The sequence below is a fragment of the Dongia sp. P2_B8 genome (assembly GCF_056404715.1).
Map to the genome: position 1 here is coordinate 619,224 of NZ_JBFUDM010000003.1, position 12,237 is coordinate 631,460.

The 12,237-nt window shown below is 62.5% G+C and carries 11 protein-coding genes; 6 read left to right on the forward strand and 5 right to left on the reverse strand.

Annotated features, from left to right (window positions below; translation table 11 throughout):
• The first annotated feature begins 100 nt into the window (after positions 1-100).
• Positions 101-1,459 carry a nucleotide sugar dehydrogenase gene (locus AC1DWZ_RS10495; RefSeq protein ID WP_477168834.1) on the forward strand — a complete coding sequence of 453 codons (1,359 nt, stop codon included), beginning with the start codon at positions 101-103 and terminating at the stop codon, positions 1,457-1,459.
• 6 nt (positions 1,460-1,465) lie between these two features.
• Positions 1,466-2,446, forward strand: a complete 981-nt coding sequence (locus AC1DWZ_RS10500; RefSeq protein WP_477168835.1) for an NAD-dependent epimerase/dehydratase family protein — start codon at positions 1,466-1,468, stop codon at positions 2,444-2,446.
• 157 nt (positions 2,447-2,603) lie between these two features.
• On the opposite strand, the gene AC1DWZ_RS10505 is transcribed toward AC1DWZ_RS10500, so the two are convergent.
• Positions 2,604-3,059, reverse strand: a complete 456-nt coding sequence (locus AC1DWZ_RS10505; protein WP_477168836.1) for a VOC family protein — start codon at positions 3,057-3,059, stop codon at positions 2,604-2,606.
• A 119-nt stretch (positions 3,060-3,178) separates the two neighbouring features.
• On the opposite strand from AC1DWZ_RS10505, the gene mutL reads away from it, so the two are divergent.
• Complete coding sequence (gene mutL, locus AC1DWZ_RS10510; RefSeq protein WP_477168837.1) at positions 3,179-5,020, forward strand: DNA mismatch repair endonuclease MutL; 1,842 nt, start codon at positions 3,179-3,181, stop codon at positions 5,018-5,020.
• Between the two features lie 41 nt (positions 5,021-5,061).
• Positions 5,062-6,207 carry an MFS transporter gene (locus tag AC1DWZ_RS10515; RefSeq protein ID WP_477168838.1) on the forward strand — a complete coding sequence of 382 codons (1,146 nt, stop codon included), beginning with the start codon at positions 5,062-5,064 and terminating at the stop codon, positions 6,205-6,207.
• Here the strand turns inward: AC1DWZ_RS10515 and rsmD are convergent.
• Genes rsmD through AC1DWZ_RS10530 form a run of 3 tightly spaced genes read right to left on the reverse strand, consistent with a single transcriptional unit; the run spans position 6,195 to position 9,242 of the window.
• Positions 6,195-6,758 (reverse strand): 16S rRNA (guanine(966)-N(2))-methyltransferase RsmD, encoded by a 564-nt coding sequence (gene rsmD / locus AC1DWZ_RS10520; protein ID WP_477168839.1) that lies wholly within the window; start codon positions 6,756-6,758, stop codon positions 6,195-6,197. The two genes, AC1DWZ_RS10515 and rsmD, sit on opposite strands and share 13 nt — an antisense overlap.
• Positions 6,739-8,529 (reverse strand): pseudouridine synthase, encoded by a 1,791-nt coding sequence (locus tag AC1DWZ_RS10525; RefSeq protein ID WP_477168840.1) that lies wholly within the window; start codon positions 8,527-8,529, stop codon positions 6,739-6,741. Before AC1DWZ_RS10525 ends, rsmD begins: the two co-directional genes overlap by 20 nt.
• Positions 8,526-9,242 (reverse strand): gamma-glutamyl-gamma-aminobutyrate hydrolase family protein, encoded by a 717-nt coding sequence (locus tag AC1DWZ_RS10530; RefSeq protein ID WP_477168841.1) that lies wholly within the window; start codon positions 9,240-9,242, stop codon positions 8,526-8,528. The genes AC1DWZ_RS10525 and AC1DWZ_RS10530 overlap by 4 nt, the downstream gene beginning before the upstream one ends.
• Positions 9,243-9,418: 176 nt before the next feature.
• Between AC1DWZ_RS10530 and AC1DWZ_RS10535 the strand changes: the two genes are divergently transcribed.
• Complete coding sequence (locus AC1DWZ_RS10535; protein WP_477168842.1) at positions 9,419-9,889, forward strand: nucleoside deaminase; 471 nt, start codon at positions 9,419-9,421, stop codon at positions 9,887-9,889.
• A 118-nt stretch (positions 9,890-10,007) separates the two neighbouring features.
• Here the strand turns inward: AC1DWZ_RS10535 and AC1DWZ_RS10540 are convergent, their stop codons facing one another.
• Entirely contained in the window at positions 10,008-11,306 is a 1,299-nt protein-coding gene (locus tag AC1DWZ_RS10540) for an NAD(P)/FAD-dependent oxidoreductase (RefSeq protein ID WP_477168843.1), read from the reverse strand.
• A 139-nt stretch (positions 11,307-11,445) separates the two neighbouring features.
• On the opposite strand from AC1DWZ_RS10540, the gene AC1DWZ_RS10545 reads away from it, so the two are divergent.
• On the forward strand, positions 11,446-12,009 hold the full coding sequence (locus AC1DWZ_RS10545) for a regulatory protein RecX (RefSeq protein WP_477168844.1): 564 nt from the start codon (positions 11,446-11,448) through the stop codon (positions 12,007-12,009).
• The last annotated feature ends 228 nt before the right edge of the window (positions 12,010-12,237 follow it).

Genomic DNA, 12,237 nt, shown 5'->3' on the forward strand with positions numbered 1-12,237 from the left:
TCAAGGCGAAACAGGGTGTGCCAAAGGATGTGCCAAAGGATGTGACTGGGACGGCGCCCTTTGCTAGGGTGCGGCGACACAATCGGAAAGCAGCTAAGTCATGGCAGAACAGCGAAAATCCCGCCCGAACGCAGTGGCCAAAAAGCTCAGCGATCGGATCGCCGGCAAGACCGCCAAGATCGGCATTATCGGTCTTGGCTATGTCGGCCTGCCGCTTGCGTGCCTCTTTGCTGAAAAGGGCTTTGCCGTCACCGGCTTCGATGTCGATGAGGGGAAGACGACGAAGCTCAATGCCGGCCGCTCCTATATCCGGCACATCTCAGCGCGCCGCATCGCGCCGCTGGTGAAGGCCGGCTCGCTCAAGGCCAGTGCCGATTTCCGCGGCCTGAAATCCATGGATTGCATCATCATCTGTGTACCCACGCCGCTCTCGAAGCAGCGCGAACCGGATTTGAGCTATGTCGCCGACACGGCTGCGGTCATTGGCAAGTATCTCAAGGCCGGGCAGTTGGTGGTGCTCGAATCCAGCACCTATCCCGGCACCACCGATGAAGTGGTGCGTCCGGCGCTCGAAACCAAGGCCCTGAAAAGCGGTCGCGATTTCTTCCTGGCCTACTCGCCGGAACGTGAGGATCCGGGCAACGAAACATATGGCACGGCGGCTATTCCCAAAGTCGTCGGCGGAGATGGTGCTACCGCGCTCTCGCTTGCCTTGGCGCTCTACGATGCTGCTGTCGTGAAGACAGTGCCTGCGTCCAGTCCGGCCACTGCCGAGGCGGTGAAGCTTACCGAAAACATCTTCCGCTCCGTCAACATCGCTCTGGTCAATGAACTAAAGGTCATCTTCGATGCCATGGGTATCGACGTCTGGGAAGTGATCGACGCCGCCAAGACCAAGCCTTTCGGCTTCATGCCCTTTTACCCTGGCCCAGGTCTGGGTGGGCACTGCATTCCGATCGATCCCTTTTATCTCACCTGGAAAGCGCGGGAATTCGGCATCACCACCCGCTTCATCGAACTGGCGGGCGAGATAAACACCTTCATGCCGCATTATGTCGTGGAGAAACTCGGCGAAGCCTTGAACGCGCGCGCGGCGAAGGCGCTCAAAGGGGCGCATATTCTCGTCATCGGTCTTGCCTATAAGAAGAATGTCGACGACATGCGGGAAAGTCCGGCGCTGACCTTGATCGAGCTTCTGGAAGCGCAGGGTGCCAAGGTCGATTATCACGATCCGATTATCACCCAGATCAAGCCGTCGCGGGAACATCCGCATCTTGCCGGCCGCCGCTCGAAGGCGCTGTCGGATGCCAACTTGAAACGCGCCGATGTCGTCCTCATCGTGACCGACCATGATGCCATCGATTTCAAGCGCGTCGGCAAGCAAGCGTCACTTATTGTGGATACCCGCAACACCATGGCGCGTGCCGGCTGGCGCGGCCGGAACGTCGTCAAGGCCTGAGCCGCCATGACCATTCTTGTCACCGGCGTTGCCGGGTTCATCGGTTACCATGTCGCTGAAGCTCTGCTGGAGCGTGGTGAGCGCGTGCTGGGCGTCGACAATATGAATGCCTATTACGACACCAAATTGAAGCAGGCGCGGCTGCATCGGCTGGAGCGGCATCCAGCGTTCCGCTATGTGTTTGCCGACCTTGGCCGTGCGCCGGCACTCCACGCTGCTGTGCAGCGGCAGCGCGACGAGATCACGGGGATCATTCATCTGGCGGCCCAGGCAGGTGTGCGGCATTCGATCGACCATCCGACGGACTATGTCGGGCCCAATCTTTCGGGCCATCTCAACATTCTCGAACTCGGTCGCCACCTGCCGAACTTGGCGCATCTGGTTTATGCCAGCTCCAGCTCGGTCTATGGCAAGAGCCGGCGCGTGCCGTTTGCCATCGACGATCCGGTCGACAGCCCGACCTCGCTTTACGCCGCCACCAAGCGCGCCGATGAGCTGATGAGCATTTCCTATGCCCAGCTTTATCATCTGCCGCTGACCGGCCTCCGCTTCTTCACAGTCTTTGGTCCCTGGGGCCGGCCGGACATGGCCTATTATCGCTTCACCCAGGCGATCCTGGCGGGTGAGAAGATCGAGGTATTCGGCGATGGCAGTGTGGAGCGCGATTTCACCTATATCGACGATATCGTGGCCGGCGTGCTCGCGTCCCTCGACCGGCCGCCTGATCGCATCCAGGCGATGCCGCACCGTCTCTATAATCTCGGCAGCGACCGGCCCGTCAGCCTCAATCACCTGATCGATCTGGTGGAACAGGCTTGCGGGCAGAAGGCTGTGCGCAACATCCAACCGCCAGCCGCGGGCGACGTGCCGGCAACCTGGGCCGATCTCACCTTGAGCCGCGCCGATCTCGGCTACGAGCCGAAGACCTCCCTGGCCGAGGGGCTGGAGAAATTTGTTGCCTGGTACCGGGACTACGCGAAGGTTTGAGAGTGGAGAGACTGATCGATCCACACCCCCTCTCTAACTCTCCCCCTCAAGGGGGGAGAGGACTAGAACGAGTTGATTGCGATATCTGGGTCTAAGCTCCCTCCCCCCTTGAGGGGGAGGGTTGGGGAGGGGGGTATGCCAGTCTCGACCCTTGCGATTATGCCCTCTTCGCCAGCGGCAAGCTCACCACCCAGCAGTAACCGTCCGGGTCCAGGATATAGGTTTCGCGCATGCCGTGGGGTTTGTCTGCGGGTTCCATAAGCACGACATAGTCAAGCTTCTTGGCGCGAGCGACAGCGGCATCGGGGTCGAGGTGATAGAGTCGCAGTTCCGCCCCCGCCCCGCGCACACCGCTTTCGGGCAGCAGGCCGAGGAGCGGGTTGCTGTGATAGGTGCCGTCGGCATGCAGCATCCATTCCGCCAGCACATGGCCGTTCACCCGGTGGCGCAGGACTGCAAAATCCTTATCGGCTATGGCAGTTTCAGCCAGCAGGATTTCGCGCGCAAAAGCGACCGTGCGCATGACGTCACGGACCAGCAGATTGACCCCGAAGCCCTTGAGCCCACGGCCATAATCGTCGGCCGCGGGAAATTCCTGATGAGCAGCACCCATGGCGTTGGCTATCCGGTTCTGGTGAGGTTGCGGGCCATTCAGCCATTGCCGGGACCGCGGGGCAAGTCTGGGATCGTCACAGTACAACCTGTCAGCGGCATGGTGCTAGACTGCTGCCCATGCCGATTCGCCTTTTGCCAGCCAATCTCGTCAACCAGATCGCTGCCGGCGAGGTCATTGAACGACCCGCCTCGGTGGTGAAGGAGTTGGTCGAGAATGCCGTCGATGCGGGTGCCAACCGCGTCGCCGTCGAACTGCGCGAAGGTGGCAAGAGCTTCATCAGCGTCACCGATGATGGCCATGGCATGGCGCCCAAGGAGCTGGCGCTGGCGATCGAACGGCATGCCACTTCGAAATTGCCCGACGACGATCTGGTCCATATCGGCTTCTTCGGCTTCCGTGGTGAAGCCTTGCCCTCGATCGGCGCCGTCGGACGCCTGTCCATCGCCAGCCGCGCACGGGGTGCCGAGGAAGGCTGGATCATCCGCGTCGAAGGTGGCGAGAAGCAGGGACCTGAACCAACCGCGCTGACATCCGGCACGCGGGTCGAATTGCGCGATCTCTTCTATGCGGTGCCGGCGCGTCTCAAATTTCTCAAGACCGCACGCTCGGAACAGAATGCCGTGGTCGAAATCCTGGAGCGCCTCGCCATGGCGCATCCCGATATCGCCTTTTCACTCACTGACGACGGCAGACAAGTTTTGCGCCTCGACGCCGCGCAGGCCGATCTCATGGAAACGCCGGACGCCGCGCGCTTGAAGCGCCTGGGCGATGTGATGGGGCGCGATTTTGCCGAGAACGCCGTGGCGCTGGCCGTTGAGCGGGAGGGACTGCACCTCACCGGCTTTGCCGGTCTGCCGACGCTCAACCGGGCCACGGCAGCGTCACAATATCTTTTCGTCAATGGCAGGCCGGTGCGCGACCGGCTGCTGCAGGGCGCCATCCGTGGTGCCTATCAGGAGTTCCTGGCGCGCGACCGGCATCCGCTGGTGGCTTTGTTCCTGGAATGCCCGCCGGATCTCGTCGATGTGAACGTGCATCCAGCCAAAGCGGAAGTACGCTTCCAGGATCCGGCCCTGGTGCGCGGTCTTATCGTCGGCGCCATCCGCCGCGCCATGGATGCCGCCGGCCATCGTGCTTCGACGACCGTTGCAAGGGCAGCCATCGCTTCCTTCGGCACCATGACGGGCGTTTCCGCGCCACTGCCGACTGCTTATCAGGCGATGCATGGTGGCAACGGCCAGGTCAATCGCTTCAATGCCGGCGTGGTGCAGCAGGCGATGGCGGCTTTTGCACCCCTATCACCGGAAATGGCGCGCCCCTCCGGCATGGCGCATGTGCCCCAGGATTATCTGACGCAGGATAATGTGCCTCAGCAGGATTACCCGCTGGGCATCGCGCGGGCGCAGATTTTCGGCACCTATATCGTGGCGCAGACCAAGGACGGCATGGTGATCGTCGACCAGCACGCCGCCCACGAACGCCTGGTGCTGGAGCGCATGAAGGTGGCGCTGGCGGGGACTGGCGTGCAACGCCAGGCACTGCTGATCCCTGAGATCGTGGAATTGCCGGCGAAGCTGGTGGGTGCGCTGCTTGCCCGCAGCGCAGAGCTGGAAGAATTGGGCCTCGCCATCGAGGCATTCGGCCATGATGCCATCGCCGTGCGCGAAGTACCGGCCCTCCTTGGACAGAGCGATGTCAAAGGCCTGGTGCGGGATCTTGCCGAAGAAATCGCCGAGCTCGGCGCTGCCTTGAGCCTCAAGGAAAAGCTTGAGGACATTTGCGGCACCATGGCCTGTCATGGCTCGGTACGCGCCGGGCGGCAACTGCTGCCTGCCGAAATGGATGCGCTGTTGCGCCAGATGGAGGCGACACCGCATTCGGGGCAATGCAACCATGGCCGCCCGACTTATGTCGAATTGAAGCTCTCCGATATCGAGCGGCTGTTCGGGCGTCGATGAGCGAGGCTTTGCGCCGGCCCCGGCTTCCTGGAACGATCTGGATGCTGGGGCTCACCAGCCTGCTGATGGATGGGTCGAGCGAGATCGTGCATGCGGTGCTGCCGCTGCTCCTGGTCAATGCGATGGGCAGCAGCATCTTCCTGGTCGGCATCATCGACGGGTTGGCGGAAGCGACGGCATCGACCACCAAGATATTTTCCGGCGCACTCAGCGATTATTGGCAGAGCCGCAAATATATCGCGGCCTTCGGCTATGCCTTGAGCGCCTGCTCCAAGGCGATCTTTCCGGTGGCAGCGACGCCTTTCATGGTGTTCGTCGGCCGCTTTGCCGATCGATTCGGCAAGGGTGTCCGTGGGGCACCGCGCGATGCGCTCATTGCCGATTGGGTGGCGCCGGAACATCGCGGCTATGCCTATGGCGTGCGGCAGGCGATGGACAATATAGGTGCCGTCCTTGGTCCGTTGGCGGCCATTCTGCTGTTGCAGCTTTATGCTGGCGACGTGACGCCGGTCCTGTGGTGGGCGGTCGTGCCGGCATTGCTCTCCGTTTCAGTGATGCTGGTGGGTGTGCGGGAACCCGCCGCAACCGAGCCGCGCGTGAAACGCCCCTTTCCCTTGCGGCTGAGCGAACTGCGCCTTCTCGGTGGGCCATTCTGGCTGGCGATGGCGTTCCTGTTCCTGTTGCTGCTGCCGCGCTTTTCCGAAGCGTTCCAAATCCTGCGCGCCCAGGATGTCGGCGTCGATGCCGCCTGGGCACCTATGACCCTGGTGGTCATGAACTTGGTGTCGGTACCATTGACGCCGTTTGCCGGCATCTGGTCGGACCGCATTGGCCGCAACCGTGTGATCGCCTTGGGCTTTGCCCTATTGATCCTGTCGCACGGCGCCATGGCGTTGGCGACGGGGCCGCTCTTGGTATGGGTCGGTGCCGGGCTCTGGGGCCTGCACCTTGCCTTCACGCAAGGTATCTTCTCGGCGCTGGTCGCGGACTATGCGCCGCCGCATCTCCGCGGCACGGCCTTCGGTGTCTTCAATCTGGCCGCCGGTATCGCCATCTTCACAGGCTCGGCCGCGATGGGACTGGCCTGGGATCAATTGGGGGCGTCGATCGCCTTCATCCTGGCAGCCGGCGTGAATGTCGCTGGCCTCGCATTGTTCCTGCTGCCGCGTAAAATTCAGGCGTCGTGACGCAGGAAGACGATGCGGGCTTTACCGTAACGGCGTTCATCGACCAGATCGAAGCCATGGGGCGGGGTAAAGGCGTCGCGGCCGGCCATCTCCACCACAATAAGTGCGTTGCCGGCGATCCAGCCACGGCGGTCAAGGGCGGTCAGCGCCGGGACGATCAGATCCTGGCCGTAAGGCGGATCGAGAAACACGAGATTGGCCGGCGTGAAGCGCGCGTGGCGATGCGCTTCCGGTGGGTTGAGCGCGTCCCCCAGCACGATCGTCGTGCGTTGGGCTTCGTGGCAGGCGGCGACGTTCAGTTTAATGCAGTCGGCGGCGCCACGATCCTTTTCGATCGCGATGAGCGACGCGGCACCACGCGACAGCGCCTCCAACCCCAGGGCACCGGAGCCGGCAAAAACATCCAGCACCTTGGCCTCGGCCACGGCATCGTGACCATGGACGAGGATGTTGAAAATCGCCTGACGCGCCCGGTCCGAGGTCGGGCGTACATCACTGCCTTCCGGGACTGCCAGCCTTGTGCCGCGATGACTACCTGAATCGACGCGCATTACCGGAACCTGGTTTGCCCTTCGGCCCACTACCCTTCGGCTTCTCGCCCCGTGGTCTATCGCCGCGTGGTTTGTCGCCGCGTGGTTTGTCGCTTGCCGGTTTCGCAAAAGTCTTGCGCGGCCGTTCTTCCTGTGCCGGCCGTTCGCTCCTTGCGTAGCGCTCGTCCTTGATGGCGCGGTCGCGATCGGGCTTGCGGCCGGTACCGGGCTGCGGCTTCGACGGCTTGTTCTTCGCCCAGCCGGGTTTCAATCCAGCCTTGGGCGCACGGGTCGGGGTATCGCTGCGTGCCATCTGTTCATTGCGTGCGCCGCGATCATTGCGGCGCGCACGCTCCTGGCGCACTGGCTGATCATCACGATCAGGCTGCCTCGACCAGCTCGGCTTTTCGCTGCGGGCCGGCCGTTCGTCACGCGAGGGCCTTTCGTCTCGGGTAGGTCGCTTCACATAGGCAGGCCGTTCGCTCCGATCGGGCCGATCATTGCGGCCGGCGGTATCGTTTCGCCGCGGCTTATCGGCCCAGCTTGGCTTGTCGCCGCGTGGGGGAGCGTCGCTGCGGGACGGCCGCTCGGTTCGCGGTGCGCGGTCATCGCGGAGGGGGCGCTCAGTGCGGCTGGCTTGATCTGCACGTGCTGGCCGTTCGAAGCGTTCCGGCCGGTTGCCTGGGCGGTCACCACGTTCCGGCTTGTTGCCCCAGCTCGGCTTGTCCCGGTTTGGTTTATCACTGCGCGCCGGCCGTTCGAAGCGCGGTGGTGCGCCATCGGCGCGGGCCATGCGTTCGTTGCGCCCCGGCCGTTGATTGCGTACCGGCGCTTCGTCACGGGTTGGCCGTTCGGTGCTGCCGGCCCTTGCATCACGTTCCGATCGAGCCCCTCGCTCGGGGCGCTCGCCGCGCGGCATGTTCTTTTCGCGCGTGCGCTTGTCAGGCCCCTTGTCGAAAACCGGGCGCTCGCGGCGGGCGCGGCGATTGTCGGATTCCTGAGCCGCTTTGTCTGGATCGGCCTTTTCCTCGTGCCGATAGTCGTTACCAAACTGCAGTTGTTCTTTCAGCAACTTGCCTTTGACTTCATGGACCTGGCCCGGTTCCATCTCCTCCAGGCGGAAGGGGCCATAGCCGACGCGGATGAGGCGGCTCACCGGCCAGCCGAAATGCTGGCAGATGCGGCGGATTTCGCGGTTCTTGCCCTCGGTCAGCGCCATGTTGAGCCAGGCGTTGGCACCCTGTTGGCGATCGAAGGAGGCGATGATTGGGCCATAACGCACACCGTCGATCTCGATGCCGTCCTTGAGCCCGTCGAGCAGTTTCGGATCGAAGCGGCCGTTGACGCGCACACGGTAGCGGCGGATCCAGGCGGTGGTCGGCAGTTCCAGCCTGCGGGCAAGTTCGCCATCATTGGTGAGCAGCAGCAGGCCTTCGGAATTCAAATCCAGTCGGCCGATCGAAATCACGCGCGGCATGTCGGACGGCAGATTGTCGAACACGGTGGCGCGGCCTTCCGGGTCATAGGCCGTCGTCATCAAGCCCTTGGGCTTATAATAGAGCCAGACCCGGGAGAGCTGTTTTTCCGGCAGCGGCTGGCCATCAACAAGAATCACATCCTTGGTGCCGACATTCATGGCGGCGGAGGTCAGCACCGTGCCATTGACGCTGACCCGGCCATTGGCGATCCAGACTTCGGCATCGCGGCGCGAACAGAGGCCGACGCGCGCCATGAGCTTGGCGATGCGTTCGCCGGCATGGGCGCTTTTGATACGCTTCTGATCCTTGCTCATGCTGCTTTGGCCGCGTCAACGAAGGCCGTGAGGATCTTGGCGTCGCCCGCCGTGACGTTGAGCTCTGGATGCCATTGCACGCCGAGGCAGAATTTATAGCGTGGATCCTCGATCCCCTCGATGACCCCATCGGGCGCCGTCGCATTCACGACCACGCCGGTGCCGACTGATTTCACCGCCTGATGATGCGCGCTGTTCACCGGCAATTCCGTGCCGCCCACGATCCGCTGCAGGAGCGAACCCGGCGTGAGCTTGACCTTGTGGCCGGCCTCGTTGCGCGGGTTGGGTTGTTCGTGGAGCAGTGAATCCGCGACCTCGTCCTCGATATGCTGAATGAGGGTGCCGCCCAAGATGACGTTGATCAGTTGCTCGCCGCCGCAAATGCCCAGCACCGGCTTGTTGCGCTTCAGCATCGCCTTCACGATACCGAGCTCGAACGAGGTACGGCCTTCCTTGGTGCGCACCGTCGCGTGCTTGGTGTTTTCGCCGAACAGGGCCGGGTTGACGTCGAAGCCGCCACCGGTCACGACCAGGCCGGCGATGGTGTCGGCATAGGCCTCGACCATGTCAGGCTCATGGGGCAGGCACATCGGCAGGCCGCCGGCATACGACACCGCCTGGGTATAGGTGGCGCGCAGTGAATAATGCGGTGCCTTGGAAAGGCCTCGCGGCGCATCGACATCCAAAGTGAGGCCGATGAGAGGATTGGTCATGGTTTGGCTCCAAATTTACCCGCGCGCCGGACCGGAAATACCCTGAATTGTCGAGGATTGGCGGCGCTGGCAGGATTTCTGGGCAAGCTATTTCATATCGCTCACCCTGATACAAGTGTGACACATGGGTTAGAGGGGTGCTTGACCGGACCTTCGGCGGTAGCGAACATGCTGAAATGACTGACTTACCCCCCCATCCGCCGGTCAATTTCATGGATTTGGCCTTCCGGCAGGCGGAAGCGGCCTTCCAGCGCGACGAAGTGCCGATCGGTGCCGTCCTGGTCGATCCTATGAGCGGGGAGGTCCTGGCGGCCGACCACAATCGGGTCGAGGAGCTGCATGACCCCACGGCGCATGCCGAAATGCTGGTCATTCGGGCGGTCGCCATGGGACGGAAGGAAAAACGCCTGCCTTTCGCCGATCTCTATGTGACCCTGGAACCCTGCCCGATGTGCGCCACCGCGATCTCGTTTGCGCGGCTGCGGCGAGTGATCTATGCCGCCCCCGACCCCAAAGGCGGTGGGGTGGAAAGCGGCCCCAAGATCTACACCCTGCCTACCTGCCACCACCGGCCGGAGGTTGTTGGCGGTGTCGGCGAAGCGCGTAGTGCTGAGTTGCTGAGGAGCTTCTTCCGGGCGAGAAGATAATACTGCGCCACTCTCACCGCCATGCCCGGGCTTGACCCGGGCATCCACGCCATCAACTGCCGCAGTGGATCTCCGGGTCTTCGCCCGGGGATGACGATTTAAAATGAGAAAGCCAACCTCAAATCGGCAGCGAATCCTTGATCCGGTAGTAGAGGATCGAGGGTGCGAGGAACCAGGGATTGCCCTCATAAAGCGGGCGTGTCTGGAAGGGAACGTTATCGAGGGCCGATTTACCATCGGCCTTGCCCAGGACCTGCTGGCCGATCTTCATGCCGAAATAGGTGGCGAGCGAGACGCCGGAGCCGCAATAGCCCATCGCGTACCACAGGCCATCCTGACGCCCGATATGCGGCAGCGTGTCGAAGGTATAGGCGACATAGCCCATCCAGCTATGGGTGACCTTCGTTGATTTCACGTCCGGGAAGATCAGCGACATCCAATTGTGCAGCTTTGGTGCGCTGACCTTGGGGTCGTTCTCCTTGTAGGCGACGCGACCACCGAACAGGATGCGGCGTTTGTCCGGCGACAGGCGGTAATAGAAGACCAGCTTCCTGGTATCGGAAATCATGCGGTTGGTCGGCAACAGGCGGCTGGTCAGTTCCAGCGGCAATTCCTCGGTCGCGATGATATAGCTGCCGATCGGGATGACGCGCCGGCGGTGCCAGGGGGTGAGCGGTCCGGTATAGCCGTTGGTGGCGACGATCACGTCGCGCGCGGAAACCTTGCCGAGCGGCGTCGTGACGGTGAAGCCGGCCGCATCCTTTGCCAGCGCCATAACCGGACAATAGCCCACGACCTCCGCGCCGGCACTTTCCGCGAGACGCAGCAATTCCAGATGGAACTTGCCGGGATGGAGGGCGCCATGGTTCGAATACACAGCGCCACCATGATAGAACGGACTGTCGATCTCCGTCGCCTGCTCTGCTTTTGGCACCATGAAATAGGGGCTGGCAAGATCCTTGGGCTGGTCGGCGAGGCTTTTGGCGAGCGTCTCATATTGTTTGGGATTGTGAGCGGCATGGAAGCGGCCACTTATTTCCCAATCGCAATTCAGAGTCTCGCCCTTGATCAGGTCACCGATATAGGCGAGCGCGTTGATACCTTCGCGCCGGATGCCATAGGCCACGTCCTGGTTGAGTCGACCCGAGAGTTCGCCGTAGCTGGGCTTGATGCTGGTCGAAACCTGGCCACCGTTGCGGCTGGAGCAGCCGAAGCCGGCTGCTTCCGCATCCAGCACCAGGGTGGAACGGCCGCCCTTGGCGGTTTCGCGCGCTGCCATCAGGCCGGTATAGCCGGAACCGATCACCAGCACATCGACCCTGGCCGGCAAGGTGGTTGCACGTCGATCCGGCCGGGGCGCTGCCTCCCACCAATAGGCTTCATTCTTGTAGTCGGCGGCGAAAATCGACTCGGACATCTCGACGGCGCTCCCCCAAAACCCGCGAAACAGGGCGCGGAATTGATAGACCGGATTTCGGGCAGTTTCCAGACGGTGCCGCAGATATTTGTCTCTGAGGTAGGAATCTGCAAAGCTGTGGTGAAGGAATCTTCATATCATGGCCGACCGCCGACCCCGCCGCGTTGCGATCACTGATCTCGATCAGATCGCCCTCGATTATCTCGCGCGTTTTGCGACGACCAAGAAGCGCGTCCAGGAGATGCTGACGCGCCGCATTCGGAAATCGGCGCATTTTCATGGTGACGATCCGGCAGAAATGCTGGCGGCGATCCCGGCAGTGATCGAAAAGCTGGAGCGCAATCGCTTTCTCGATGACCAGGCCTTTGCCGGCATGAAGGCAGCGAGCCTCACCCGGCGCGGCACGTCCCGACGGCAGATCGGCGCCAAACTTGCGCAATTGGGCATTTCTCAGGACATGCACGGTACGGCGATGGAGGGCCTCGTCGAAGAGTTCGGCGATACCGAGGAAGCGGCGGCGGTTGCCTATGCCAAACGCCGCCGGCTCGGCCGCTACCGTGCCCGGCACATTGCCGGCGAGCAGCGGCTGGTGCAGGCCAAACGCGATCTTTCCGCCATGGCCAGAGCGGGGTTCAGCTTCGCACTCGCCAAGCGCGTGCTGGGTGCGGCGGACGATATCGATATCGAAGACGATGAAGGATGATCCCGATCGAAGCGTGTGCGATGGAGCCGGAGCCGAGCGATGTGGTGATTGCAGATGCCGATAGCGGAGACCTGGGGGTGGCGACATCACCACCCCTGCCATTGCCTATCTGGCATATTCGACGCCACCGACTTCAATTCCTACGTTGCGCGCTCGATCGCGGAGGGTGGGCCGAAACGGAAGCAAGAGAGCATGTCCGCGAGCACGACGGCTGGCCTGGGTGTCAGG